Source organism: Bacillus infantis NRRL B-14911 (genome assembly GCF_000473245.1).
GTDB lineage: Bacteria > Bacillota > Bacilli > Bacillales > Cytobacillaceae > Bacillus_AB > Bacillus_AB infantis.
Genome location: NC_022524.1, coordinates 4,611,167 through 4,636,834, shown reverse-complemented (window position 1 = coordinate 4,636,834; position 25,668 = coordinate 4,611,167). Strand labels below are relative to the sequence as shown.

Annotated in this window: 24 protein-coding genes; 13 read left to right on the top strand and 11 right to left on the bottom strand. The window is 48.8% G+C overall.

Going from position 1 to position 25,668, the window contains the following annotated elements; all coding sequences use genetic code 11:
• Window positions 1-219 precede the first annotated feature (219 nt).
• The 3 genes from N288_RS22840 to N288_RS22830 all read right to left on the bottom strand — a co-directional run bounded on the left by N288_RS22840 (window position 220) and on the right by N288_RS22830 (window position 2,452).
• Complete coding sequence (locus tag N288_RS22840) at window positions 220-1,119, bottom strand: phosphotransferase enzyme family protein (protein ID WP_009794436.1); 900 nt, start codon at window positions 1,117-1,119, stop codon at window positions 220-222.
• A 218-nt stretch (window positions 1,120-1,337) separates the two neighbouring features.
• Window positions 1,338-1,640 (bottom strand): ArsR/SmtB family transcription factor, encoded by a 303-nt coding sequence (locus N288_RS22835; protein WP_009794435.1) that lies wholly within the window; start codon window positions 1,638-1,640, stop codon window positions 1,338-1,340.
• Window positions 1,641-1,684: 44 nt separating this feature from the next.
• Complete coding sequence (locus N288_RS22830) at window positions 1,685-2,452, bottom strand: SDR family NAD(P)-dependent oxidoreductase (RefSeq protein WP_022544543.1); 768 nt, start codon at window positions 2,450-2,452, stop codon at window positions 1,685-1,687.
• Window positions 2,453-2,656: 204 nt separating this feature from the next.
• Between N288_RS22830 and N288_RS22825 the strand changes: the two genes are divergently transcribed.
• From N288_RS22825 to N288_RS22805, 5 genes are all read left to right on the top strand, one after another.
• On the top strand, window positions 2,657-2,908 hold the full coding sequence (locus tag N288_RS22825; RefSeq protein ID WP_009794433.1) for a hypothetical protein: 252 nt from the start codon (window positions 2,657-2,659) through the stop codon (window positions 2,906-2,908).
• A gap of 592 nt (window positions 2,909-3,500) precedes the next feature.
• A complete protein-coding gene (locus N288_RS22820; protein ID WP_009794432.1) occupies window positions 3,501-4,613 on the top strand; it encodes a metallophosphoesterase in 1,113 nt (370 codons plus the stop codon).
• A gap of 47 nt (window positions 4,614-4,660) precedes the next feature.
• Window positions 4,661-4,975: a putative quinol monooxygenase gene (locus tag N288_RS22815; RefSeq protein WP_009794431.1), complete on the top strand. Its 315-nt coding sequence runs from the start codon at window positions 4,661-4,663 to the stop codon at window positions 4,973-4,975.
• A gap of 141 nt (window positions 4,976-5,116) precedes the next feature.
• Window positions 5,117-5,722, top strand: a complete 606-nt coding sequence (locus N288_RS22810; protein WP_009794430.1) for a TetR/AcrR family transcriptional regulator — start codon at window positions 5,117-5,119, stop codon at window positions 5,720-5,722.
• A gap of 20 nt (window positions 5,723-5,742) precedes the next feature.
• Window positions 5,743-6,942: an MFS transporter gene (locus N288_RS22805; RefSeq protein WP_022544542.1), complete on the top strand. Its 1,200-nt coding sequence runs from the start codon at window positions 5,743-5,745 to the stop codon at window positions 6,940-6,942.
• A gap of 110 nt (window positions 6,943-7,052) precedes the next feature.
• Here N288_RS22805 and ahpF read toward each other — a convergent pair whose 3' ends face one another.
• Window positions 7,053-8,582: an alkyl hydroperoxide reductase subunit F gene (ahpF, locus tag N288_RS22800; protein WP_009794428.1), complete on the bottom strand. Its 1,530-nt coding sequence runs from the start codon at window positions 8,580-8,582 to the stop codon at window positions 7,053-7,055.
• Window positions 8,583-8,596: 14 nt separating this feature from the next.
• A complete protein-coding gene (gene ahpC / locus N288_RS22795) occupies window positions 8,597-9,160 on the bottom strand; it encodes an alkyl hydroperoxide reductase subunit C (RefSeq protein WP_009794427.1) in 564 nt (187 codons plus the stop codon).
• Between the two features lie 388 nt (window positions 9,161-9,548).
• Here ahpC and N288_RS22790 point away from each other — a divergent pair, with 388 nt between their 5' ends.
• Entirely contained in the window at window positions 9,549-10,157 is a 609-nt protein-coding gene (locus N288_RS22790; RefSeq protein ID WP_009794425.1) for a LysE/ArgO family amino acid transporter, read from the top strand.
• Between the two features lie 60 nt (window positions 10,158-10,217).
• Here the strand turns inward: N288_RS22790 and N288_RS22785 are convergent, their stop codons facing one another.
• The 4 genes from N288_RS22785 to N288_RS22770 all read right to left on the bottom strand — a co-directional run bounded on the left by N288_RS22785 (window position 10,218) and on the right by N288_RS22770 (window position 14,707).
• A complete protein-coding gene (locus N288_RS22785) occupies window positions 10,218-12,164 on the bottom strand; it encodes an ABC transporter permease (protein WP_009794424.1) in 1,947 nt (648 codons plus the stop codon).
• Window positions 12,154-12,915 (bottom strand): ABC transporter ATP-binding protein, encoded by a 762-nt coding sequence (locus tag N288_RS22780; RefSeq protein ID WP_009794423.1) that lies wholly within the window; start codon window positions 12,913-12,915, stop codon window positions 12,154-12,156. The genes N288_RS22785 and N288_RS22780 overlap by 11 nt, the downstream gene beginning before the upstream one ends.
• Before the next feature lie 101 nt (window positions 12,916-13,016).
• Window positions 13,017-14,021, bottom strand: coding sequence for a sensor histidine kinase (locus tag N288_RS22775; RefSeq protein ID WP_009794422.1), 1,005 nt, complete (start codon window positions 14,019-14,021; stop codon window positions 13,017-13,019).
• Window positions 14,018-14,707 (bottom strand): response regulator transcription factor, encoded by a 690-nt coding sequence (locus N288_RS22770; protein ID WP_022544541.1) that lies wholly within the window; start codon window positions 14,705-14,707, stop codon window positions 14,018-14,020. The genes N288_RS22775 and N288_RS22770 overlap by 4 nt, the downstream gene beginning before the upstream one ends.
• Window positions 14,708-15,027: 320 nt before the next feature.
• Between N288_RS22770 and N288_RS22765 the strand changes: the two genes are divergently transcribed.
• Genes N288_RS22765 through N288_RS22745 form a run of 5 tightly spaced genes read left to right on the top strand, consistent with a single transcriptional unit; the run spans window position 15,028 to window position 20,302 of the window.
• The gene (locus tag N288_RS22765) at window positions 15,028-16,032 is read left to right on the top strand and encodes an XdhC family protein (protein ID WP_009794420.1); all 1,005 of its coding nucleotides are present in this window, start codon (window positions 15,028-15,030) and stop codon (window positions 16,030-16,032) included.
• Window positions 16,029-16,646 carry an NTP transferase domain-containing protein gene (locus tag N288_RS22760; protein WP_009794419.1) on the top strand — a complete coding sequence of 206 codons (618 nt, stop codon included), beginning with the start codon at window positions 16,029-16,031 and terminating at the stop codon, window positions 16,644-16,646. The genes N288_RS22765 and N288_RS22760 overlap by 4 nt, the downstream gene beginning before the upstream one ends.
• A 1-nt stretch (window position 16,647) precedes the next feature.
• On the top strand, window positions 16,648-18,969 hold the full coding sequence (locus N288_RS22755; protein ID WP_009794418.1) for a xanthine dehydrogenase family protein molybdopterin-binding subunit: 2,322 nt from the start codon (window positions 16,648-16,650) through the stop codon (window positions 18,967-18,969).
• Window positions 18,966-19,805, top strand: coding sequence for an FAD binding domain-containing protein (locus N288_RS22750; protein ID WP_009794417.1), 840 nt, complete (start codon window positions 18,966-18,968; stop codon window positions 19,803-19,805). Before N288_RS22755 ends, N288_RS22750 begins: the two co-directional genes overlap by 4 nt.
• The gene (locus tag N288_RS22745) at window positions 19,802-20,302 is read left to right on the top strand and encodes a (2Fe-2S)-binding protein (protein ID WP_009794416.1); all 501 of its coding nucleotides are present in this window, start codon (window positions 19,802-19,804) and stop codon (window positions 20,300-20,302) included. Before N288_RS22750 ends, N288_RS22745 begins: the two co-directional genes overlap by 4 nt.
• Before the next feature lie 17 nt (window positions 20,303-20,319).
• On the opposite strand, the gene N288_RS22740 is transcribed toward N288_RS22745, so the two are convergent.
• The gene (locus N288_RS22740; RefSeq protein ID WP_022544540.1) at window positions 20,320-21,309 is read right to left on the bottom strand and encodes an ornithine cyclodeaminase family protein; all 990 of its coding nucleotides are present in this window, start codon (window positions 21,307-21,309) and stop codon (window positions 20,320-20,322) included.
• 58 nt (window positions 21,310-21,367) lie between these two features.
• Complete coding sequence (locus tag N288_RS22735; RefSeq protein WP_263625351.1) at window positions 21,368-22,693, bottom strand: MFS transporter; 1,326 nt, start codon at window positions 22,691-22,693, stop codon at window positions 21,368-21,370.
• Window positions 22,694-22,992: 299 nt separating this feature from the next.
• Between N288_RS22735 and N288_RS22730 the strand changes: the two genes are divergently transcribed.
• Both N288_RS22730 and N288_RS22725 read left to right on the top strand, forming a co-directional pair.
• Window positions 22,993-23,793: a MurR/RpiR family transcriptional regulator gene (locus N288_RS22730; protein ID WP_009794413.1), complete on the top strand. Its 801-nt coding sequence runs from the start codon at window positions 22,993-22,995 to the stop codon at window positions 23,791-23,793.
• A 316-nt stretch (window positions 23,794-24,109) separates the two neighbouring features.
• Window positions 24,110-25,666 (top strand): PTS transporter subunit EIIC, encoded by a 1,557-nt coding sequence (locus N288_RS22725; protein WP_022544539.1) that lies wholly within the window; start codon window positions 24,110-24,112, stop codon window positions 25,664-25,666.
• Window positions 25,667-25,668: the final 2 nt, after the last annotated feature.

The following is a 25,668-nucleotide window of genomic DNA, read 5'->3' as shown; positions in this document are numbered from 1 at the left end:
CTGTATTGTCCGGCTTGGCTGTTCGTTCCAGGGGGAAAAGCCCTGTTTTTGAATGGGCTGCTGGTTTTCTTTTGGTCAATCGCGGATCTCGGAGCCCCTGCGTAAAAAAAAGCCGGCCGCTCAATTCGAAGCTGGCTTTATCATTTTGCAGGACTAAACGCCGGCAGTCTATCCCTCGGGCTGCTGAAGCAAAGCCTCCGGTTCTCTCCGGGCAACTGTTCATAGATAAGCAGAGAAGTCCTCTACTCCCGCATAAGGTTCACGATTCTTAATCTTCCGCTTCAAATCCTCGAGTGTATATTCCTGCCAATCTTCTAAATGAGCTTTATCCCATTTTCGGCGGAATAACTGAAATAAGAAAATCTCCCTTAATTTTAAAAAAATCGGTATCTGGGCAATTGTGTCGGGATGGAGCTCTGTTTCGGACTGATATCCGCTAAAAACATGATGCATAAACCAGCGTGAGAAAGCTTCTGCCTCCCCGATGAACGAGTCCTGCTGCCAGTAGGCGTGGTAAAACAGCACGGCCAGATCCTGCGCGAACCAATTACAGGCGCATTCGTCAAAGTCGATTACCACGATTTCCCCATTTTCCCGAACGATAAAATTCCCTTGATGAAAGTCATTGTGGATGAGCCCAAAAGTGTCCAGGGACAGTTTATATGGCTGCAGGTCTTCCATCAGACGGTCATATTCCTTCTCTAGCCAGCCAGCAAGATCATTTTTGATGCCAAACACATCCGGATTCTCTTTCGTCCAAACAGGCCGCCTATTACCCTCAATCCTATATTCTTTTGATAAAGCGTGCATCCTCCCCAATATCCGGCCGAACTGTTCAAAATTCCTTTCGTTCCAATGGGCGGGATCGGTCACGTCAACAGGGTTCCCTTTGACAAATTCGAAGTGAGTCTTTACCAGTCTGCCTTCCAGTTCGATTTCCTGGGCAGGTTTTGATAAAGGAATTCCGTTTCTGTGTAAGAAATCCATCCACTTAAGCTCCTGCCGTACTTCTTCTGCTGACTTGCCGTTAGCAGAAATCCTTATGATTCTATTATCGTTTTTATCGTAGAATACTTCATTGTGGAAACCGCCGCTGAGACGCTCATATCTCTCTTTCATACTAAAATCCCTCTCCCTGAGAACATGAATTTATTAGTAGTATAAGCTGATTTTAGGCGGAAGGAAATCGTTTCTGAATTAACTTGTAAAATGCTGGGGCTTACAAAGATTACAAGCAGTATGATGAAAAAAATAAGATCCCCCTGGGCTGCAGGAGAATCTTATAAAGGATATATTAGTATATTTTATTTGCTGGCTTTAAACTGTCATGCCAATGATTACAAACACTCCGACTCAACGATATGGATCAGGGCCTTCAGCATCTCAACTGATTGGTCCAGTGTAAGGGAATAATAACGCTGCGTACCCCGCTGTTCCATTGCAACAAGCTTCTGCTCCCGAAGGATTTTTAAATGATGGGAAATAGCCGGCCTGGATAAGGCAGACTGATCCGCTATTTCATTTACACTTAAGCTTTCATGATCGGCCAAGAGTAAAATGATATCCTGTCTTGCGGGATCGCTTAATGCCGTGAAAAGCGGTATGCATGAACGGAATACTTCAATTGCCTGCTGTCCCATCGAACAAACTCCTTTAGCCTTTTTCTCCCATAATTAAAGCTTATTTAAGCGTCTTTTGCAACATATTTAGCGATCTTGGCCGCCGCGCTTCTTGGAAGAAATTTTGCGGCATAGGCCCCAAGCTTATTCGAGGTGCCCGTAATGACCACACGCTTTCCAGCCATCAGGGCCCGGTATCCCTGCTGTGCAACCTCACTTGAATCCATGGCTCCGCTGAACATTTTGGTTTTTTCCACCTTTGCAACAGAGGCAAAATTGGTCTTAGTGGCACCCGGACATAAGGTGGTGACGGTGACATTTGTATCTGCCAGTTCTTCAGCCAGGGCTTCTGACAATGATAATACATAAGCTTTCGTCGCATAATAAACAGCCATTAAAGGGCCAGGCTGGAAGGCGGCAGTACTGGCAACATTCAGGATTCTGGCCTTATCCTTTTGACTCTTAAGTCCAGGCAGAAAATGATAGGTCAGCTCAGTAAGGGCGGTGACATTCAATTGGATCATTTCTGCCTGCTTCCGAATATCCAGCTCATGGAATGGCCCCATAAGCCCAAAGCCTGCATTATTCACTAACACATCAATGGATATTCCAGCCGCTGAGACTTCCTCATAAACCTCTTTTGCCGCGCCTGCTATACTCAAATCCTTACTGATGGTTAAAACCGAAAGATCTTGGAACTCTTTTTTAATTTCCTCCAGCTTTGCTTTATTCCTGGCCACCAATACCAAGTCATAACCGTCTGCAGCAAACAATTTTACAAAGTCATATCCTAAGCCACTGGTTGCGCCTGTAATTAAAACAGATTTTTTCATCATTAAAACCTCCATCTTTTATATAAATGTTTAAAAGTTTAAGTGTTTAAGTGTTTAAGTGTTTAAACATATAATATGACGAAGGGAAACTTCTTGCAAGTATTTTATTGTGGAAGAATCTTAAAGACAGAAGAGGGATGAAGCCCAACAATGGAGAATCTATCCGTAAGAGCTATTTCAGCGCTTCATGAATAGAGGGAAAAGATGAATACCGATAAAAGAAACCGGCTGGGAGAGACCCCCTTCAGTTATCGTATCAATAAAGAGAATACAGTTTTTCTGGAGTATTTCGGAAAGCAAGTGAAGATTCTCAAAGGAAAAGAGGCTGAGAGGTTTTTAAAAAGAATGGATTCAGCTTTAAACGAAAAGGAAACACAATTAATCATGGCGAAGGCAACTGGCAATTTCAAGAGAGGAAATGAAAAGCAGGCCTTGGAGCAAAGGGGAAAGGAATAGGCCCAAAGGATGCCAGGCAGTGAAACTAAAACCCTCTGCACCACAGAAATCAAACCAGAGGGTGTTAGTCAGAGAAACTAAGACCCCCTGAATCACAAAATTGCAACCAGAGGGTGTTAGTCAGAGAAACTAAGACCCTCTGAATCGCAAAAACCAAACCAGAGGGTGCTAGTCAGATAAACTAAGACCCTCTGAATCATAAAAACCAAATCAGAGGGTGCTAGTCAGAGGAACTAAGACCCTCTGAATCGCAAAATTGCAACCAGAGGGTGCTAGTCAGAGGAACTAAGACCCTCTGAATCACAAAAACCAAACCAGAGGGTGTTAGTCAGAGAAACTAAGACCCTCTGAATCATAAAAACCAAATCAGAGGGTGCTAGTCAGAGAAACTAAGACCCTCTGAATCATAAAAACCAAATCAGAGGGTGCTAGTCAGAGAAACTAAAACCCCCTGAATCACAAAAATGCAATCAGAGGGTGCCAGAGCCGCCGCCATTGGACGACTCTGATGATGCCTAATATGAAGGGTTTCCTTTTTCAGAAACGAATCCTGTTATTATCGTAAAAATAAGGAGACAGAAGGAGAACGCTAGTGGATAAAATAAAAGAAATGCACATACCAAAGGATGCCAGGATAATCGTCACTTCGGATATCCACGGAGAAATTGGCCTTTTCAAGGAGCTTTTGGAAAAGGTTGATTTTAACAGTGAGGATTACCTCATTATCAACGGCGATATTTGTGAAAAGGGCAGGAACAGCAAGGAGACTGTGAAATACATAATGGAGCTTGCATCGCTCAATCCCCGGGTGCAGGTGATTGAAGGAAATTGCGAGGCTCTGGTTGGGGAGCTGCTTGCAGAAAATCCATTGCTTATCAGATATTTACTCTCAAGGCGCTATTGCCTTTTCAATGAATGGCTGGCAGACGCGGGGTTCCCGCTGAATGAACAGACAAGCATCAGTGAGGTAAAAGAAGTCTTGATAGAGCATTTTTCAGAGGAAATCGAGTGGCTGTCCAGCCTGCCGACAGCTATCGAAACAGAAGATTATATCTTTGTCCACGCAGGGCTGGAGAATTTGGGAAATTGGAGGGAGACAGACAGGGATAAGGCTATTTCGATTCCTTCTTTTCTGGAAAAATCCCATCAGGCAGAGAAGTTTGTAGTCGTCGGCCATTGGCCTGTTGTGAATTATTCTAAAGATATTCCGAGTGATAATCCAATCATTGATCGGGAGAAAAAAATAATCAGCATCGATGGCGGGAACAGGGTGAAGGATAAAGGGCAATTGAACGCCTTCATCATCCAGAGGAATGCTGGTGAGGATATGTTCTCCCATGCCTATGTGGACGGAATCCCTGCTTGCCGGGCCGTTAAGGATTTCTCTGAAACCTTTGATATGAAGGGGGCCATACTTTACCCTGATTATGATATCGTTCCTTTTGAAGAAGATGAGTATTTTACCTTATGCAGGCAGCCGGGTAAGGACGAGCTGCTTTATGTGAAAAATGAATACATCTTGCAAGAAGAGAATGGCAGGTACAAGGTGAAATCTGATGTTTCCTGCTCCCTTATAGCCGTGAGTAAAGGGGATGCTGTGTCTGTTCTGGATGACAGCTGCTCAGGCTTTGCACTGATCAAAAAGGACGGGATGACCGGCTGGGTGAGGAAAGAAATTCTGCCTGCTGCTGTGCTTGCAAATTAAAGGATCTGGGCATTCTTATAGCAGTCTAAATAATAGGAGGACACTACATGAATAAATTCAGTCTGTTCGGCAGGTTTACAGTAAAAGAAGGGGAACGGGATCATATGGTCAGTATCCTTCTTGAAGCAGCGGAAGCCATGAAGGAACTGAATGAATGCGAAATCTATCATGTCCATACATCAGAAGCTGAGCCGGATGCTGTCTATGTATACGAGGTGTGGAGCAATGAGGCTGCCCATCAAAACTCTTTGTCCCTTGAATCAACCAAGACCTTAATCAAGCGTGCCAAGCCTATCATTGCCGGGATGGAGCGGATCAGCACCATGGAAGCCAGGGGAGGAAAGAGTATCTCCGGCTCTTAATATTGAACAGGGGAAAATCAGCTGCCAGTCTCTGGCGGCTTTTCTTTTTTCAGGAGGGTGAGAAACTCAAATCATTCGGTTGACTTTCCAGCGGTTTCGGTGTTTAATATGACTAACGAACGTTAGGAAGGGGATTTAACTGTGGCTGTTGAGCTGACCAGTGAAAGAATCAAAATGACTGCTCTGAAGCATTTTGCCCAGTTCGGCTATGAAGGGGCCTCGATGGCGAATATTGCAGAAGAAGTCGGTATCAGGAAGCAGTCTATCTATACACACTTCAAAGGAAAAGATGAGCTGCTGCTGGAAGTGCTGGATGATGTGCTGGAGGAAGAACTGAGGTTTTTGGATGACTATACAGAAACCCATAAGGAGAGCCGGCTTGAGGACTTCCTTTATGGTTTTCTTTTACAATACCGTGACCGCTATGGAAACGATGACTTTACGAAGTTTTTATTAAGGATGCTCTTTTTTCAGCCTGCCCATCTTTCAAAAGAGGCGGAGGAATTCGGCCGGAAATATGTCGATCATCTCGAAGAAATGCTTATTCTCGCTGCCAGTAAGGGAGAAGAGGACGGACGGATTGACAGCGAGTTGGGGGCGAGGCCGGCCGCAGTGGCGTATACGGGTGTGCTGGATGGTTTGTTTTTCGAGCTGTTGACAGGAGATGCATCAAGGGTCCAGGAGAAGCTTGATTTTTCCTGGCGTGTCTATTGGAGAGGGGTATCCAGTAAGCGCAGCAGGACATGATACTTACAGGAGGAAAAGGTATGAAAAGAAATAACATTGCTTTGGCCATTCTGCTTATGAATCTGCTGATTGCCTTTTTAGGAATCGGCCTAGTGATTCCTGTTACACCTGCCATTATGAATGAATTGAATATATCGGGTACGGTTGTCGGTTATATGATTGCTGCCTTCGCGGGCGCCCAGCTGATTGTGTCGCCTATAGCGGGAAGATGGGCAGACCAGTTCGGCAGGAAGAGGATGATTGTGATTGGCCTGTTCATTTTCAGCACCTCTGAGCTCTTGTTCGGCCTGGGGCAGTCTGTTATGCCTCTATTTGTCTCCCGCATCCTTGGAGGCGTGAGTGCGGCGTTCATCATGCCTGCTGTTACGGCGTTTATTGCTGACATTACAACGATTAAATCCAGGCCAAAAGCGCTTGGCTATATGTCCGCGGCCATCTCGACAGGATTCATTATCGGGCCTGCCATCGGCGGATTTTTGGCTGAAGTTGACACAAGGCTTCCGTTCTTTTTTGCGGCGGCGTTTGCCCTTGGTGCGGCTGTATTATCGCTGATGACGCTGAAAGAGCCGGAACGGAATCCGGAAAATGAGGAAGCTGAGGAAGCCGGGACACAGAAAGCAGGCTTAAAGAGGGTCTTCGCACCAATCTATTTCATCCCGTTTGTGATCATTCTGATCTCTGCCTTTGGCCTGGCGTCCTTTGAGTCGCTGTTCTCATTATTTGCCGACCGCAAGTTCGGATTTTCGCCGAAAGATATCGCTATTATGATTACAGGGGGAGCCATTCTTGGTGCCATCGTCCAGATTGTCTTCTTTAGCAAGCTCACGATTTGGCTCGGGGAAATCCGGCTCATCCGCTATTGCTTGATCTTTTCGGCTGTGCTTGTATATCTGATGACGACGGTGAACTCTTATGCAGCGATTCTGATGGTTACAATGACGGTTTTCGTCGGCTTTGATTTGATAAGGCCTGCCGCTACCACTTATCTTTCGAAGATAGCAGGGAATGAGCAGGGGTTTGTCGGAGGCATGAACTCAATGTTTACAAGCATAGGCAATGTTTTGGGACCGGTCATCGGCGGGATGCTTTTTGATGTGGATTTTGACTATCCCTTTTATTTTGCAGCCGTTATGATTGTCCTTTCGATTGGCCTTTCATTCTTATGGGCGGAACCAGGGAAAAGGAAGAAAAAAGTGGCGGGGAAGTTGTCTGCCGGGTGATAAAGGGAGCTGATTGGTTTAATGCCAGTCAGTTTTTTTCTTGCTGCTGCGGCACCCGTAGAAAATATATAAAAAAGCCGCTCTGCTGCAATAGCAGAGCGGCTTTCATTTTAGTTGCGGATCAGGTAATCAAACGCACCGAGGGAAGCAGTCGCGCCGGATCCCATGGAAATGATGATTTGCTTATAGGCGCTGTCTGTGCAGTCGCCGGCCGCAAATACACCAGGGACATTGGTCGCGCCGTGCTTGTCCACGATGATTTCGCCGAAGCGTGTACGCTCGATTGAATCGCCGAGCCAGTCTGTGTTTGGCACAAGACCGATTTGAACGAAGACACCCTGAAGCTCAACATGATGCTCTTCTCCTGTCTCACGGTCAATATAGGAAATGCCGTTCACTTTATCAGTACCGGTGATTTCCTTTGTCTGAACGTTCTTCAGGACAGTTACGTTAGGCAGGCTGTACAGGCGGTCCTGGAGGACAGCATCGGCCTTCAGCTCAGGCATGAATTCAAGGACAGTTACGTGCTTGACAATGCCGGCCAGGTCGATTGCCGCTTCAATTCCGGAGTTTCCGCCGCCGATAACGGCAACATCCTTACCTTCAAAGAGCGGGCCGTCACAGTGAGGGCAGTATGCCACACCTTTGTTCTTGAACTCAGCTTCACCAGGGACGTTGACATTGCGCCAGCGGGCACCTGTTGAAAGGATGACGCTCTTGCTCTTCAGCACAGCGCCATTTTCAAGTTCAAGTTCGATCAGGTCTTTCTTTTCCAGGCTCTTCGCGCGCTGAAGGTTCATAACATCAATGCCGTACTCTTTCACATGCTCCTCAAGGCTTGCAACAAGCTTAGGGCCTTCCGTATGCTTGACACTGATGAAGTTCTCGATGCCAAGAGTATCCATAACCTGGCCGCCGAAACGCTCGGCTACAATGCCGGTGCGGATGCCTTTACGTGCCGCATAGATTGCCGCACTCGCGCCGGCAGGGCCGCCGCCGACAACAAGGACATCGTAAGGGTCTTTATCAGACAGCTCGGATGCATCCGGGCCGCTGCCCATTTTGCCAAGAATTTCTTCAAGGCTCATGCGGCCGCTGCCGAATGATTCGCCGTTCAGGAAGACTGTCGGAACAGCCATGATGTCTCTGCTTTCGACTTCTTCCTTGAAAGCGGCGCCGTCAATCATCGTATGCGTGATGTTTGGATTGAGAACGCTCATCAGATTGAGTGCCTGTACCACATCAGGGCAGTTATGGCAGCTCAGGCTGATATATGATTCAAAGCGATATTCGCCTTTGATGTTTTTAATCTGGTCAATAACCTTCTGGTCGGCTTTAGGTGCCCTTCCGCTGACCTGCAGCAAAGCAAGCACCAGTGAAGTGAATTCATGTCCTAGAGGGATACCGGCAAAAGTTACTCCTGTATCTTCACCGATCCGATTCACACTAAAGCTTGGTGTCCTATGCAATTCTGCTTTTTCCACCTTAATGCTGGATGACATGGAGGCCAATTCGTCTACCAGTGCCAGCATATCGCGGGAGACGTCGTCAGAGCCTGCGCTGACCTTGAGCAGGACCTCGCTTTCCATTAATTGAAGATATTGAGCTAACTGTGCTTTTATATCTGCATCTAGTACCATTTGAATTTCTCTCCTTAGATTTTTCCTACAAGGTCAAGGCTTGGCTTAAGTGTTTCTCCGCCTTCCTGCCATTTAGCAGGGCAAACTTCACCTGGATTGTTGCGTACATATTGGGCTGCTTTGATTTTGTTGACGATTGTGCTTGCGTCACGGCCGATGCCGCCTGCATTGATTTCAACTGTCTGAATGATGCCGTCTGGATCGATGATGAAAGTACCGCGGTCTGCAAGGCCTTCCTCTTCGTCAAGAACATCGAAGTTGCGAGTAATCTTTTGTGATGGGTCACCGATCATAACGTACTCGATCTTGCTGATTGCTTCTGAGTGGTCATGCCAAGCTTTATGTGTAAAGTGAGTGTCTGTTGAAACAGAGTACACTTCAACTCCAAGATCTTTCAAAGTTGCATATTCGTTCTGAAGGTCTTCAAGCTCAGTTGGGCATACGAAAGTGAAATCTGCAGGGTAGAAGCAGACTACGCTCCACTTTCCTTTAAAGTTTTCTTCTGTTACATCGATGAAATCACCGTTAAAGTAAGCTTTTGCTGAGAATGGCAGTACTTCTTTTCCAATTAAAGACATTTGAATTCCTCCTAAGTATTTTTTTTAGAAAATAATAGCATGCCCTCAGGACGTCACTATTACTTATCTATAATTATTATAATCAGATATAAATTATTATATATTAGGGTGTGGTTTGTCAAGGGATAGGCACAAGCAAATCTGTTTTAAAATAGCTTCCTCCCTAGTGGGATCCTGATTGGGACTAATTTAATTTCTTTTGTCCCGGACAGCAGGCGATTTTCAATTAATCATATTTACCTTATTAAAGTTGATAATTTGGGCCGGGGGGTCAGGTCCCTTGGCACGGAAGCGAGGCAGCTGATTCTTAAAGGGCAGACCGGACAATTTTCTGAAGACAGAATCGCTTTCCTCCGCTATTCTATTAAAGGATAGGGGGTAATGGGAAGTGGAAGTATTGCTTCACGGAATCATACTCGCCTTCGGCCTGATTCTGCCGCTTGGCGTTCAGAATGTGTTTATCTTTAATCAGGGTGCTCTGCATAAAAGGTTTACCGGTGCGCTGCCGGCAGTGGTGACGGCGGGGATATGCGATACCATTTTGATTTCGCTCGCGGTTGCGGGGGTGTCCATTGTTGTTTTAAGCTTTGACTGGCTGCGGATGCTGCTGTTTGCAGCAGGAGCCATCTTTCTTGCTTATATGGGCTGGCAGATGTGGAAAAGCAGGCCGGAGCCCGCAGCAGGAGAAGGGAAGGGCAGCTTCACGGCAAAGCGCCAGATTGCCTTCGCCGCTTCTGTCTCCTTGCTGAATCCTCATGCCATTATGGACACGATTGGTGTGATAGGTACAAGCTCCCTGGCATATGAAGGCTATGAGAAAGTGCTGTTCTCCGCCGGATGCATCGGCGTCTCCTGGATCTGGTTCCTGGGCCTGGCTTTCGGAGGCAGGAAGCTCGGCCAAATCGACAAAAACGGCAAAGTCCTTGGCTTGATGAACAAAATCTCGGCCCTCATCATCTGGGCCATGGCAATCTATATGGTCGGGCAATTGATTTGAGCCAGGGGGTCTGTCCCCCTGGCTCTCTTTTAAGCCAAGGGGACAGACCCCCTGGCTCGCTTATAGCGCATCCTTCACGACTTTTTTGGAGTACAGGACTGATAGTATGCCAAAGATGGAGTAGAGGATGGTGTATAGGATCATGACGCTGATCATGGGTGTCCATACTTCGGCTCCGAACATGAACCAGCCGGATTGGACGGCGAAGTAGCTGTGTACAAGGCCGATCGCAAGCGGAATCCCGAAGCTGAACAGCTGCTTGGCCTGAAGGCCCTTCATGAGATCTCCTGTTGTGAAGCCGAGCTTGCGGAGAATCGTGAAGTTCGGCTTTTCGTCCTCGCTTTCGCCCATCTGCTTGAAATAGAGGATACAGCCGGATGTGACGAGGAACGAAAGCCCCAGGAAGCCCACAATGAACATGATGAGCCCCATATTGCTCTTTTGGCTGATCATGACATCAAGCTGTGAATCGTTCTCTCCGCTTTCGCCAAGCTGGAGCGCATGGAAGGCTTCATTGGCGTCATTTAGGCGTTCCGGATCTTTTATATCAATGCCGATATATACATTATTTTCAGCCTGCAGTCCGGGATCCATCTCCGCCTTCAGCTGCTCAAAAACAGCGTCATCTACAATGGCAGTCTGGAGGCCGCCTCTTGTATAGTAAAGCGGAATCAAATAATCCTTTTCCAGGCCAATGTAATTGAGCGGAATTTCTTTTTCCTTGGTATGAAGCTTAACCTTTCCGGAATCCTTCAAGGGCATGAACCTTTGAAGAACGTCGCTGTAGCCTGTAAAAATGGCCTCATTTTCATCAAGGTCTTTTCTCCCGGCCGAGCTTTCACTGATGACCGGCAAGTCCATCTTATCGGTATCGAAATTCATTTCCTCCAGCTTTTTCCCTTGAATGTCTTTGACATCAATAGAGGCTGTAACTACTTCAATCCGTTTTTCCCTGTAATCAATGTTTTTTGAGTCCAGCTCCTGCCTGAACCGCACCGCGCTATCTTCGACCGTGAAGGAAAAATCATTTGGCACATTATCCCGCGCCATCTTTTCAGCCGAATAATAGGAGATATAGCTGAGTGAAAGCAATCCGATCGCCAGGGCGGAAACCGTAGTGATGATTGTCAGCAGCAGCGCATTCGATTTCATCCGGAACATGATGGACGAAAGGGAGAGCACTTCTTTTACATTCAAATATCCGTCCTTTTTCTTGCGAATCAGATAGATGATGAAGCTGACTGAGCCTTTATAGAAGAAATAGGTCCCGAGAATGACAGCTCCTAAAATGAAGATCATCGCCCCAAACAGTTCCGGCATCGATGTGAAATCTCCTTCAAACAGTATGCCTGACACATAATAGCCGGCCGCAATCAGGATGATGCCGAGAATGCCGATGATGATATTGAAAATAGACATTTTCCGGATCTTTTCTTCAGCGGATGACTGGACCCTGAAGAGCGACAGGATGCTCTGTCCTTTAATGAATAGATAGTTTACCAGCATAATGAGCAGGTAGATGGCCGTAAAGACGATAAGGGTCTGTACGAGAGCCTTATTGGAAAAATAGAGCTCAGCCACCTCATCAACACCAGTGATTTTGAACAGAATCATCATCATCAGCTTGGAAACCAGGAAACCGGCCATCATGCCGATGAGGAGTGAGCCGTAGTAGAGCATGAAATTCTCTGCGGTCAGGATACGGAAAATCCGGCTTTTTGTCATGCCGATCAGCTGGAATAAGCCGATCTCCCGGCTGCGCCTTTTCGTAAACAGGCTGTTGGCATAAACAAGAAAGACTGCCACAATGGCCACAAGAAGTACAGAGGCCGCTTTCATTCCGGCCCCGCCCTTGATGGAGCCCTCAATCTCATCCATCGCCGGGTCGTACTGCAGGGTGACAAACGCAAAATACAAGGCTGCGCTGAAGATAAGCGCGAAGATATACAGATAATAATTCTTCACATTCTTCTTCAGGTTCTTCCAAATCAGCTGGTTAACGCTCATCCTGCACACCGCCCAGCACAGCCTGCGTTTTCATAATATCCTTGAAGAAAGCCTGCCTTGTCTGCTCTCCTTTATTCAGCTGCGTATAGATCTGCCCATCTTTGATGAAAATCACGCGGCTGCAGTAGCTCGCCGCGGCGGGATCATGGGTAACCATGACGATTGTCGCCCTGCGGCTTTCATTCAATCCGCCAAGCTTGTTCAGAAGATCTGCGGCGGCCTTTGAATCGAGCGCCCCCGTCGGCTCGTCGGCGAAAATAATGCTCGGCTCATGGATAAAAGCCCGCGCTGCCGATGTCCGCTGCTTCTGTCCGCCGGAGATTTCATTCGGGTATTTATCTTTCAGGTCCATGATGCCAAGTTCAGATGCGATGGTTTGGAAGCGCTGGTCTGCCTCCTTTTTTGCTACCTTCGAAATGGACAGCGGCAGAAGGATATTTTCCTTTACCGTCAGTGTGTCCAGAAGGTTATAATCCTGAAAAATAAAGCCGAGGTGATTTTTCCTGAACTCAGCCAGCTTTTTTTCCTTCATGACTGTCATTTCCTTATCTTCAATCCGGATCGTTCCGCCGGTTGCTTTATCGATCGATGATAATACATTCAGCAAGGTTGTTTTTCCCGAGCCGGAGGCCCCCATGATGCCGACGAACTCGCCTTCGTGAATCGCCAGGTCAATGCCCTTCAGCACCTCCTGTCGGTTCAGCTTCGTGCCGTAGCTTTTATGGAGCTTGATTGCTTCTAGAATCGCCATGTAAGCTTCCTCCTCTAATCTTGATAGTCTTATTATAAAAAGAACCCTGATGGAAATCCTTGCAGCAGACGAACAAAAAGGAAAAGCATGTGACAATCTTGTCACATGCTGATCACTTGGGAAAAATCATTTCTCTTTGGAAAGGAAAGGGTAAAAGCCGTGCCTTCTCTAAGAGCGGATTGCACCTCTATTTCAATGAGAAGAGGAACGGCCGCTTTTTTTGTGAGATACAGCCCCATCCCTGTAGCAGCATGGTCTTCATGCTTGAATGTAGAGGTAAAGCCTTTATCAAAAATACGGGGCAGGTCCCTCGGGTCGATTCCCCTTCCAAAATCGCGGATTTCAAGCTTTGTCTGCCCGTGCTGTTTCCAGCTCTTGATCTTAATGTCTCCTGCATCGCTGTATTTGATGCTGTTCGTCAGGATCTGCCTGATGATAAAAGCCAGCCATTTGCCGTCTGTCAGCACCTCTGTCTCCTCAAGGCTGATATCAAAGCCGATCCCTTTCTGGATGCACCAGGCTTTCATCGTCAGCAGCTCATGGTGGAAGACTTCCTCCAGATCAATCTTCTGTATGTACAGGTCATTCTCAATAAAAGGGATCCGCTTCTGGTGAAGCTGCTGGTCGAGAAGCAGGTGGATGCGGAGCCATTCATAGGTAAGGCTCGATTTGAGCGGTCCGTCTTCCATCCTTTCAATCATCAGGTGCAAAGCGGTCAGAGGTGTTTTAACCTCATGGATCCAGGCAAGCATCTGGTCCTTTTCTGTCTCCAGAGCAAGGTGGAGATCCTGGGCCTCTTTTTTCAAAAGGGCGGACTGCTCATACATGGCTTCTTCCACAACCTTTTCAAACGGGCTGGAGGAGGAGGGGAGACTGCCTGGATCCAGGTCCCCTAACCGTTCCTCCAGGTTTTTATAAAAGCGAGCCTCCCGCTGATAGCGGACTGCCAGGAATATCAGAAACGAAATGAAAGACAGTCCCGCAAAGTACAGAATGCTATCGAAGGGAATGGCAGAATCGACGAATGAGATGAACAGCAGCAAAGCGTGGGCGAACAGGAAGAACAGAGTCCAGCTAAGCCGCTCCCGCAGAAAACGGCGTATCATGTGCTCTGCTCCTCCAATGCCATATAGCCCATTCCGACCTTTGTCTCGATAAAGCTGCCGAGACCGATTTCATCAAGCCTTTTGCGCAGGCGATTGATGTTAACCGTCAGGGTATTGTCGCTGATGAAGCGCTTATCATCCCACAGGCTGCTAATCAGCTGGTCACGCGTCACAATCTTGTTCTTCTGCTCAACCAGCTGCTTTAGAATGAACATTTCATTCTTGGTCAGCTCCACTCGCCCGGTTTCATTTTCCACGATGCCCCGTTCAAAGTCGATTGCAGCACCGCACCATGTCTTCAGCTTCACTTCATCCGTGCTGTAGCTGTAAACGCGGCGCAGGATCGCCTGGATCTTGGCAATGAGCACCTCAAAATGAAACGGCTTCTGCACAAAATCATCTGCACCCAGCTGCATCGACATCACCATATCTGTCGGATGGTCCCGAGACGACAAAAAGATGATCGGCACATTCGAACCCGACCGGATCATCCGGCACCAATGAAAGCCATCGAAGCGGGGCAGCTGAATATCAATGACTACCAAATCGGGCCTAATCTCCGCAAACTCCTCCATCACCAGGCTGAAATCCTTAATCCCATGCACCTCATACGACCACTGTCCCAGCCGCTCCTCCATCTCCTGAAAAAGAGACCGGTCATCCTCAATCAGCAAAATCTTAAACACACCCATCACCACACGTTTCTAATCAATTACCTCAAGTGTAAGGAAATAATGGGAAATGGGCAAGTGGGCCAGGGTGTCTGTCCCCTTGGCTCAAGTAGGCCAGGGGGACAGACACCGTGGCTCGTGAGTGGGCCGGAGGTGCCTCAGCCCGGATATTAAATTCCATGAAAGGCCGCTTGCTTTTGATATCTATAACCCCGAGCAACGAAATGCATTTAGTTAGCCGCCAATCCAATGAGAAGAAAATCACCGCACTTTCAAAATAAGGATAGGCCCTCAGGAATATGGATAGAAGAGGCTATAAAAAGTGAGGGAAGTACATGGAGGATATGCATCGAATCTTGGAAGCCGCCGCGGCTGCCGGGGAACTTCCAATAGCGCTTGCTGTGATCATACATGTCGAAGGGTCATCTTATAAGAAAGAGGGAGCTGCCATGCTTCTGATGGCAAACGGGGAGAGGATAGGGACTTTGACAGCCGGCTGCCTGGAGGAGGATCTGGCGATTAGGGCCAAAGCCGTCCATGCAGAAGGGAAATCCTCGGCAGTCCAATATGACCTGAGCAGCGAGGATGATCTGTCCTGGGGGCAGGGGGCAGGATGCAACGGTGTGATTACCATCCTGCTAGAGCCGATTACAAAGGAATTGAGGCAGCATCTGCTCCTTTTAAAAGAGAACCTGGATAAAGGCAAGGCTGTTGTACGAATCATCCGGCTGACAGACTCGTTCGACCTGAAGGGAGAAGTGTATATAGCGGAAGATGGGACGAAATTTGGAAGCAGCAATTTCCCATTTACACTGGAAGTGGATAGAAAGGATCCTATTCTTCTAAATGAAACGGAGGGAGGTCCTGATTTATTTTTCGTCCATCCCATCTTTCCAGTGCCGCGCCTGTATGTCTTCGGGGCAGGGGAGGATGCGAGGCCTCTCGTTTCCCTGGCAGCAAGAACCGGATTCAAGGTTTTAATAGTTGATTGGCGGCCTGCTCTATGCTCTCCTGAACATTTCCCTGAAGCTGCCGGATGGATTGTTGGAAAAGCAGAAGAAGTGCTGGATAAAATCATTTTTTCAAAAAGGGACTTTGCTGTCATTATGACCCACCAATTCGAGAAGGACCGGATGATTCTGGCGCGCATGAAGGATGCCCCCCTGTCCTACATAGGCGTGCTGGGTCCTGCCAGAAGGACAGAACGCCTCCTGGGCGGCCGAACTGCCCCGGAGGCAGTCCATTCTCCTGCCGGCCTCCCGATCGGAGCGAAGGGCCCCGAGGAGATCGCTGTCAGCATTGTCGGCGAAATGATCCGGAAATTGAGGGGCCGTCCATGAAAATCGCCGGCATCTATCTCGCTGCCGGCAGGAGCAGGCGGATGGGGAAGGATAAGCGTTTCCTCCCTTACCATGGTATGCCGCTCGGTTCAGCCGCCCTGGGGGAAGCACTGGTTTCCAGGCTGGATCATATTGTGATTGTCACTGAAAAGGAAGATTTATTAAAATGGCTGCAGCCTTCTTTTTTAAAACTGCCCTACTCACACAAATGGAGCCGCGTGGTCTGCAGGGAAGCGGCCAGGGGCCAGGGCCATTCAATCTCATGCGGCATCCGGGAGGCTGTACGCAGCAAAGCAGATGCGGCAGTCATTCTTCTCGCAGACCAGCCTTTGGTTGGAGCTGAACAGATTAACAGATTAATAGATTGCTATAAGGAAGAAGAGTGCCTGTTTGTCGCCCCCGCAAGCCAGAAGGTCCCGATGCCGCCCGTCCTCTTTTCCAGCGCCTGTTTTCCTCTTCTGCAAGCACTAAAAGGAGATCAGGGGGCACGGTCCATCATCCGGGGGGAACTTTTTCAGCAGGGGAAAATCATCGATTTCCAAAAGCCGCTGCTTTTCTATGATGTCGACACACCGGAGGATTACGAAGTACTGAAAGAGCTGAGGGGGGAGTGAGTTGGACTATATCGGAAAAAGTGTCATACGCAAGGAAGCCTATGATAAAGTGACAGGCAAAGCGAAGTATACCAATGATTATCAGCAGACAGGGACGCTGCATGCCAAGATGCTCATCAGTCCGCATGCCCATGCCGATATCGTCTCCATCGACTTCTCGGATGCAAAGAAGATCCCTGGTGTAAAAGCAGTATTAGGCGATGAACCCTTTCCGCTTGCCGGGGAAGAAATCAAAGACAGGCCGCCGATCGCCTATAAAAGGGTGAGATACCATGGGGAGCCTGTAGCGGTCGTTGTGGCAGATACACCGCTTAACGCAAAAAAGGGGGTGGACGCGATCAAGGCTGAGTACAGGCCGCTTCCTGCCGTCCACTCACCAAGGGAAGCCCTTAGAAGCGATGCCCCGCTCGTCCATGAGAACCTAGGAAGCTATGAGAAAAGGGAGCGGGTCTATCCGGTGCCAGGCACCAATATCGCCACCATGGACAAAATCCGCAAAGGAAATATTGAGCAGGGCTTCAGGGAGAGCGAAGTGGAGGCAAAGTTTTCAATCTCCTTCCCGCCCTCTGACCATGCGGCCATGGAGACCCGCTGTGCCACAGCTGAAATCCGTGGAGATGGCGAGGTGATTTTCACAGCCTCTAGCCAGGCTCCTTTTGCGATAAAAAAACTGATGGAATGGTATTTCGGCATCCCTGCCGGAAGAGTGATCGTCCACACACCGCTTGTAGGCGGGGCATACGGGGGGAAAGCCTCGGTGCAGCTGGAGGTCATCGCCTATCTGGCTTCCCTTGCAGTCGGCGGCAGGCCCGTCAAACTGCTCAATACAAGAGAAGAGGATATGATCACCTCTCCGGTCCATATTGGGCTTGAAGCAACCGTAAGGATCGGGGCCACAAGGGACGGCATCCTCAAAGCGGCTGAAATCGAATTCTTCTTTGACGGCGGCGCCTATTCCGATAAATCGGTTGATATCACACGCGCAGCTGTGGTCGACTGCACCGGGCCGTACAAGATCGATCACATCTACTGCAACTCCTACTGCATCTATACCAATCATCCGTATCCTGGCGCTTACAGGGGCTACAGCCACAGCGAGGTCCACTTCGCCTTTGAACGGACAATGGATGTGCTGGCTGAAAAACTGGCCATGGACCCGCTGGAGCTGCGCTTGAAAAATAGTATCAAGGCAGGCGATGCCACACCGACACAGGTAGTCCTCAGCCCGAGCCGGATCGGGAATCTGCCTCTGTGCATCGAACGGTTAAAGTACTTGATGAAATGGGATGAAGGGCAGCTGTCTGAAACGGGAGACAGGACCATCCGCGCAAAAGGCGTCTGCTGTGTGTGGAAAACATCGACCTTTGATACGGATGCCACTTCAGGAGTGATCCTGACTTTCAATCCGGATGGGAGCATCAACCTGATGTCAGGCGTGGTGGAGATTGGGACCGGGACGAAAACCGTGCTTGCCCAGATGCTGGCTGACCGGCTGAAAATGAATGCCGATCAGATTCATGTAAATATGGCTGTTGATACCCAGACCGTGCCTGAGCATTGGAAAACGGTCGGGAGCCAGGGAGTCCATATGGCAGGCAAGGCAGTCCTGGCAGCCGCGGATGATGCCATCAGGCAATTGAAGGACCTGGCATCCTGCGTATTGCAGGTTCCTTCAGTTGATCTTGAGACTGCCGGCGGAAGAGTATTCATAACGGACCGTCCCCATATTGGGCTGGACATAAGGGAGCTGGCCTATGGCTACACATATCCGAATGGCCATACGATAGGGGGCCAGATCATTGCTGCCGGGTATTACACACCACCTCTCGTATCCTATCTTGACCCTGAAACAGGTGCCGGGGACCCTGGGCCGGAATGGACGGTGGCCGCCCAGGGGGTTGAGGTGGAGCTTGATAAAAGGGACCTGACATACAGGATTCTGAAAGCCTATACGGTCATGGATATCGGAAAGGTCTTAAATGAAAAAGGGGCCCTTGGCCAGGTGATGGGAGCGATGAATATGGGAATCGCTTTTGCTGCCAGGGAATCTTTTGTGTTTGATCGGGAGGGAAGAATCTTGAATCCGCAGCTTCGAACCTACCGCCCGCTCCATTATGGAGAAGAGCCGGAATATATCACTGAATTTGTGGAAACGCCTCACCTTGCGGGTCCTTATGGAGCCAGAGGAGCCGGCGAGCACGGACTCATCGGCATGCCTGCCGCGCTTGGGAATGCCCTATCCCTCGCCATCGGTGTCCAGCTTGATACTCTTCCTCTCCTGCCTGAAACATTGTGGAGAAAAGTCAGCGGGGTAAAGCGATGATTCCTTTTGACTTCCAATACAGCAAGCCGCAGTCCATTGAGGAGGCAGTCAGGCAATACTATGAAAATAGAAGCAGCGGGAAAAAGCCTTCTTATTTTTCCGGGCTTACAGAGCTGATTACATTGGGAAGGCTCAATCTTGTTTATACGAATGCCGTCATTGATCTGAGAGGAATTGAAGGATATCAGTGCTTGGGAGAGGATGAGCATTATCTGATTTTTGGGGGAGGGGCAACCCTGACAGCCATTGCGGAATCGGGCTTATTCCCGCTGCTTGCAAAGACGGCAGGCGAAATCGCCGACAGGACGTCACGCAATAAAATTACACTCGCCGGCAATATCTGCGGCCAGTTTTTTTACCGGGAAGCCGTCCTGCCGCTGCTGCTCTCAGACTGCCTGCTCGGGATCGCCGGAACAGAAGGGCTTGTTTACCATCCGATCCATCACGTATTTGAACAGGAAATCAGGCTTAAAGAAGGAGAATTCCTCTTTTCCATACTGGTTGAAAAAAAGTACAGGGATCTGCCGTACGTGAGCATCAAAAGGAGAAAACAGTGGGACACAGGCTACCCGCTCGTAACGGCAGCCGCACTTCTGAAGGAAGGAGAAATCCGGATGGCCTTCAGCGGCGTCTGTCCTTTCCCGTTCCGTTCCCGGGAAGTGGAAATGATACTGAATGACAGGGCGCTGACAGCCGCCGAACGGGCTGAAAGAGCTCTCGCCTATCTGCCGCAGCCCGTCCTGGATGATGTAGAGGGGTCGAAAGAGTACAGATTATTTGTATTAAGGAACACCATAACCGATTGCATTCAACAGTTAGAGGGTGAGAGGCAATGACCAGCTCTAAGCGGCTGATGCTTATTGTGAACGGAGAGGAAATGGAGCTGACCGCGAGGCCTGCAGACACTCTATTATATGTGCTGCGGGTGCGCCTGGGCCTGACTGGTTCAAAGCCGGGCTGCCTGAACGGCGACTGCGGGGCATGCACCATACTGGCTGATGATATCCCGATCAAATCCTGCCTGATGCTGGCGGTTGAAGGAGAGGGTAAAAGAATCCAGACAATTGAGGGGCTGAAGAATGCCCCGATCCAGAAAGCATTCGTCGAACACTTCGCATTCCAATGCGGCTATTGCACATCAGGCTTCATCATGAATGCCCACGCCCTCGCCCGGACAGACCTGCATGCAGACGAAGAAACCATAACAGAATGGCTCCAATCCAATATCTGCAGATGCACCGGATACAAAGAAATCCAGCAGGCCATCCACTCGGTGCTGCGGCAGGGAGCCAAGGGGACAGACCCCCTGGCTCAGCCGAAAGAGGGACGGTAAGCCCGTCCCTCTCTTTGCTATATTTCCACCTCGGTACCTGCTCCGAGTTCGAGTGCTTTCTGATAGACAGCACTGGCAATGGCCAGGTCGAAATAGGCTGTGCCAACCGATTTGAAAAAGGTGATTTCCTGATCATTTTCCCTGCCGGAAATCAGCCCTGCTGCGAGCTCCCCGAGTTCACCGTGCAGCTGATCAAAGCTCCAGGTCCCTGAATTTGCCGGAATGATCAAATCGCCAGCCTCTTCTTTTACGCCCTCAATCGTATCAGCTACAATTTTAGAGCATTTCAGCAGCGTCTCCTCGCCGACTTCCTGCATATGAGGCTGATAAGAGCCGACACCGTTGATATGGGTGCCAGGATTAAGAGCTTTCCCTGAAAAAACAGGAGTGGAAGAGCGGGTGGCGCAGATAATGATATCCGCTTCGGCAGCGGCACTGTCAGCATCGCCGGAGATTGTGATTGTCCCGTCAAAGTCCGGGCAGAGATCTTTAATTTTCCCGGCAAACCGATGGGCCTTATCTGTCGTGCGGTTATAAAGGATAACACTGGAAATCTCCCTGACTTCAAGGACGGCCTGCAGCTGTTCCTCTGCCATTGCCCCGCAGCCGATGACAGCAACAGTCCGGGCATCCTCCCGCGCCAGATGCGCAGTTGCCACCCCGCTGATCGCCCCGGTCCGCAGGCTTGTCAGATAGGAGGCGTTCAAAAGGGCAAGGTGATCGCCATTCCTGGCATCACTTAATAAAATCACCCCCTGGGTCGTTTTCTTGCCGATGGAAGGGTTGTGCGGGAAAATGGTAACAGCCTTGACAACGGATTTTCCAGCCGATGGCATGGCGCACGGCATATAAAGGGCAGATGCTTCATGCTCGGGGATATCGAGGACTGTCCGGTGCGGATTGAGGATTTCAGCTTCTGTTTGCCGGATCAGGCCTTCCCTCATATCCTGGAGGGCATTTTTCATAGAATAAAAGGATCGTATGTCTTTTTCGGATAAAATAAGCATTCATAATTCCTCTCTTTCTGAAAAAAAGGAACTGCCGCAGCAATTCCTTTTTCATTTTTTAAAGCGTAGCGTTTGTCTTTGGGGTTTCTGAGATCACTGTGCTGGTGTCCAAGTCCTGGTTGTTCCGGTCCTTGATGCTTGCCACGGCAACCAGAGAGATGGCAGCAGTCAGCATAATATAAAGGGCAACCGGGACATAGGAGTTGTCATATGCCTGGAGCAGGGCGGTCGCAATCAGCGGCGCGGTTCCCCCGGCAAGGGCAGCCCCGATCTGGTAGCCCAGGGAAATGCCGGTATAGCGGACATTCGATTTAAAAATCTCAGAGAACATAGTCCCGAGCACAGCCGTTATAGGGGCCCAAATGATACCGAGGCCGAGGACTGTCGCAACGATCAGCATCAGGGAAGATCCCTGCTGAAGCATCCAGAAATAAGGGAAAGCATAGAGCATCATTAAGATTGTGCCTCCGACATACAGCTTCTTTCGGCCAATCTTATCAGAAAGGCCGCCCATGATCGGAATCAGGATGGTTGTGACAATCGTGGCAATGGTGACCGCGTTGAGCGTCACTGTCCTCGAAAAGCCGAGCTGGGTGGTCGCATAGGAAACAATGAAGGTTGAAAAAATATAAAAGGGTGCGGTTTCGACTACCTTGGCGCCAACCGCAATCAGCACTTCCTTCCAATGGGTGCGCATTGTTTCGACGAACGGAACCTTTGCGATTTCACCCTTTTCCTGGGCTTTCTTAAAAGAAGGTGTCTCATCGATCCCTTTGCGGATCCACAGCCCGAAAATAACGAGCAGGGCGCTAAGGATGAAAGGGACGCGCCAGCCCCATGACATGAAGGCCGCTTCCGGGAGCAGCGACATGATGGATAATGCCAGTGTGCCGAGCAGCATTCCGATCGTCACGCCCATCTGCGGGACGCTGCCGAACAGGCCGCGCTTCTCTTTAGGCGCATACTCCACTGCAAGCAGGAGCGCTCCGCCCCACTCGCCGCCAAGCCCGATGCCCTGGATCAGGCGAAGGATAATCAAAAGGATTGGCGCTGCCACCCCGATGGAAGCATAAGTAGGCAAAAGCCCCATTAAAACGGTTGATCCCCCCATCAGCGACAATGTCAGGACAAGCGTTTTCTTCCTGCCGATCCTGTCGCCGATATGGGCAAAAATCACACCGCCCAGCGGACGAATGAAGAATGCCAGCGCAAATGAAGCATACGCCAGCAGCAGGCCGACCGCCGGATCTTCACTGTGGAAGATCACCTGATTAAAAACAAGCGCCGCCACCGTCCCGTACAGGAAATAATCAAACCACTCAATCGAACTGCCTATCAAACTTGCAATCAATACCTTATTCGCCACTTTCTTATCCACGGGCATCTCTCCTTCTAAATGGATTTTCACTTCAAGCACTTCCCCTGAATCCGGCCCTGCAATATGTATAGGGAAAAAAGGACAAAAACCAGCCATGGCAAAATGCTATACAGACTAGGATATAATCTAAGCCTCCCGGAAACAAGAGCCAAAGATAATTAATTATAAATTTTCTGAAAAGTTATCATCAAGGCCGATGACTCAGATATCAGCAATACAGACCCTGACTGCCATAACTGAACTGTTTTTGTGAGATAATAAAAGCAAAGATACAGTGCGAAAACCAACAAGAGGGAAGAGTGAAAATGGAGAAATCAGAGAAGATCTTTTTCGATTATGCCAGTGACCGTGATTTGAGCCAGTCGGAGATGGACATCCTTTCCTTTCTGATAAAAAGGAAATTTGAGGACAAGCCTTTGAGCATCCGAAACGCGGCTGATGAACTGTATGTTTCAACCACCTCCATCATGAGGCTCTGCAAGAAGCTTGGCTTCAGCGGCTATAGCGAGTTTATTTTTAATTTAGGGCTTAAGATCAAGAATGCGCATGATTCCGACCACGGGTCGGTTGTTGAGATCCATTCGCCCCTGGAGGAATCAAGGCAGGAATTCGTCCGCAATTTTAATTCCAGCTTTGAAGCTCTTGATGAGAACAGCATCCAGGCATTCCTGGCTGAAATAGAGAAAAGCAGCAAGATTTATTTTTATGGGGCGGGCTTTTCTACCCTGTTTTCCAATTATCTTTCAAAAAAGCTGGAGCTGTTTGGCTATTATGTATCCAATGCCTCCACAAGCGACAGCCGGGCCATCTTTTTCAACAATATCCAAAAGTATGACGTCATGATTGTCTTTTCCCGTTCAGGCGAGACTGGCAAGGTCATAGAAAAAATGAAGATTGCCAAGGATAAAGGAATCAGGACCGTCCTTTTTACAGGCAACAGCCGCAGCACAACTGCCAATCTTGCAGATATCGTCTTTTCCGTCCTTGACCCGACGATCGAATCCCAGCAGGAGTTTCAGGTAACCTCCTATGAATCCAATATGTTCATGATGATTGATATTATCCTCATTCTGGCGATTAAAAAGGGAATCATCAAGGAGTATTGAGGAAAAGCGAAGCAGGGGGCACCGAATGAACTGCAAATGCTGATAGATTCTTTTACAGGGAAGTCCACATTGGAATACGAGATAATATGCCAATTTCAAGTATCGTAAAGACCGCGCCTGATAAGAAACGGACTTCCCTATTTCCCCTTACAAGACCAGGCCTTCACCCCGAACATCCCCTGAACGCAACATGTAACATGTTACGTTTTTTGTTCACATAGTACAGAATCCTGAGAAAGCCTTTTCATAAATTTGGCCCATGCTTATACTTTGAATTGTAAACGACAGCTTTTGATCGATGGAAAGGAAGTTGCATATGAAAAAGGTTGTAAATGGTCTTCAGCTTTTTGGTAAATCCATGTTTGCTCCTATTTTAATACTGCCAATCATTGGCCTATATATTGCGTTCGGGAACGTGTTTGGAAACGGAAATCTCGCACAATATATTCCGTTCCTCGACCACCCGGTGATCCAGAACATCGGAAAGTTCATTTCTTCTTCCGCTGTTTCGATCCTGCAGAACCTGGCGCTGATTTTTGCGGTCGGGATTCCAATCGGGCTGGCAAAAAAGGATAAAGGCTATGCGGCCTTAACCGGTCTTGTCACTTTCGTTATATTCATCAACGCTATGAATCAGGTGCTGAAGCTATCTGACCGCCTGGTGCCGGCTGAGGAAATGCAAATGGCCGGACAAGGGATGGTGCTGAACGTTCAGGTGCTGGAGATGGGGGTATTCTCAGGAATCCTCATCGGAGCCCTGGTTGGTGTCCTGCATAATAAATATTCCAGCACAGAATTCAAGGGTGTGATGTCCATCTATTCCGGACACCGCTTTGTGGCCATACTGGCCATCCCGACTGCGATGCTCCTTGGTGCCTTTGCAGCAGAATTCTGGCCGATTGTCCAGAATGGAATCACCAATTTGGCCAACGGCATCAAGAGCATGGGGGCATTCGGCTTCCTGATCTACGGCTTCCTGGAAAGGATTCTAATCCCGACTGGACTCCACCACCTCGTCTACACTCCATTCCTGTATACAGAGCTTGGCGGCACACAGTCAATTGCCGGGGAAATTGTCCATGGTGCAAGGAATATCTACTTTGCTGAAATGGCTGATTCATCTGTAAAGGTGCTTAGCGATACCGTTAACTGGGATGCCCGCGGCTTGAGCAAAATGTTCGGCCTGATGGGGGCTGCCCTGGCCATGTACATGGCTGCCGACAAGAAGAAGAGAGCGGTTGCGAAGGCAATCCTTGTGCCGGCTGCATTCACTTCCTTCCTTTTGGGTGTTACCGAACCGATTGAATTTGCATTCTTATTTACGGCTCCGATCCTGTTTGCCATCCATGCCGTCCTGGCTGGAGTAGGGATCATGCTCTTGCATATATTTGATGTCCATGCAATCGGTGCCAATGGCGTTATTGACTTCCTGCTTTACAACCTGCCTCTTGGCACAGAAAAATCCAACTGGCCGATGTTTATCCTGGTCGGACTGATCATGTTCGCTGCTTACTTTGTCATCTTCCGCTTCCTGATTGTAAAGCTGGATCTGAAGACACCGGGACGCGAGGAAGACACTGCAGCAGAAGGACAGCCTGTGCAGGCTAAAAGAGAAGCAGCAGCTGGAAATGCATCTGCGATGGGTGAAACGATCATCGCGGCTTTGGGCGGCACAGAAAATATTGAAAATGTTGATAACTGCTATACACGTCTAAGACTTGTCCTGAAGGACCCCGGCAAGGTGGATGAAGGCCTGCTGAAGGAAACAGGTTCAAAAGGTGTCATAAAGTCAGGGAATAACGTTCAGGTTGTGTACGGATTAAATGTAAAAACGGTCCGAGAATCTGTTGATCAAAACTTAGGGGGAATTTAACC

Bases quoted from the DNA above. Each gene is read 5' to 3' on its own strand.
- N288_RS22730 (WP_009794413.1), top strand. From the start codon at position 22,993: ATGGAGAAATCAGAGAAGATCTTTTTCGATTATGCCAGTGACCGTGAT.
- ahpC (WP_009794427.1), bottom strand. From the start codon at position 9,160: ATGTCTTTAATTGGAAAAGAAGTACTGCCATTCTCAGCAAAAGCTTAC.
- N288_RS22805 (WP_022544542.1), top strand. From the start codon at position 5,743: ATGAAAAGAAATAACATTGCTTTGGCCATTCTGCTTATGAATCTGCTG.
- N288_RS22840 (WP_009794436.1), bottom strand. From the start codon at position 1,119: ATGAAAGAGAGATATGAGCGTCTCAGCGGCGGTTTCCACAATGAAGTA.
- N288_RS22750 (WP_009794417.1), top strand. From the start codon at position 18,966: ATGATTCCTTTTGACTTCCAATACAGCAAGCCGCAGTCCATTGAGGAG.
- N288_RS22835 (WP_009794435.1), bottom strand. From the start codon at position 1,640: ATGGGACAGCAGGCAATTGAAGTATTCCGTTCATGCATACCGCTTTTC.
- N288_RS22725 (WP_022544539.1), top strand. From the start codon at position 24,110: ATGAAAAAGGTTGTAAATGGTCTTCAGCTTTTTGGTAAATCCATGTTT.
- ahpF (WP_009794428.1), bottom strand. From the start codon at position 8,582: ATGGTACTAGATGCAGATATAAAAGCACAGTTAGCTCAATATCTTCAA.
- N288_RS22765 (WP_009794420.1), top strand. From the start codon at position 15,028: ATGGAGGATATGCATCGAATCTTGGAAGCCGCCGCGGCTGCCGGGGAA.
- N288_RS22775 (WP_009794422.1), bottom strand. From the start codon at position 14,021: ATGATACGCCGTTTTCTGCGGGAGCGGCTTAGCTGGACTCTGTTCTTC.
- N288_RS22745 (WP_009794416.1), top strand. From the start codon at position 19,802: ATGACCAGCTCTAAGCGGCTGATGCTTATTGTGAACGGAGAGGAAATG.
- N288_RS22785 (WP_009794424.1), bottom strand. From the start codon at position 12,164: ATGAGCGTTAACCAGCTGATTTGGAAGAACCTGAAGAAGAATGTGAAG.
- N288_RS22830 (WP_022544543.1), bottom strand. From the start codon at position 2,452: ATGAAAAAATCTGTTTTAATTACAGGCGCAACCAGTGGCTTAGGATAT.
- N288_RS22735 (WP_263625351.1), bottom strand. From the start codon at position 22,693: ATGCCCGTGGATAAGAAAGTGGCGAATAAGGTATTGATTGCAAGTTTG.
- N288_RS22815 (WP_009794431.1), top strand. From the start codon at position 4,661: ATGAATAAATTCAGTCTGTTCGGCAGGTTTACAGTAAAAGAAGGGGAA.
- N288_RS22780 (WP_009794423.1), bottom strand. From the start codon at position 12,915: ATGGCGATTCTAGAAGCAATCAAGCTCCATAAAAGCTACGGCACGAAG.
- N288_RS22825 (WP_009794433.1), top strand. From the start codon at position 2,657: ATGAATACCGATAAAAGAAACCGGCTGGGAGAGACCCCCTTCAGTTAT.
- N288_RS22760 (WP_009794419.1), top strand. From the start codon at position 16,029: ATGAAAATCGCCGGCATCTATCTCGCTGCCGGCAGGAGCAGGCGGATG.
- N288_RS22740 (WP_022544540.1), bottom strand. From the start codon at position 21,309: ATGCTTATTTTATCCGAAAAAGACATACGATCCTTTTATTCTATGAAA.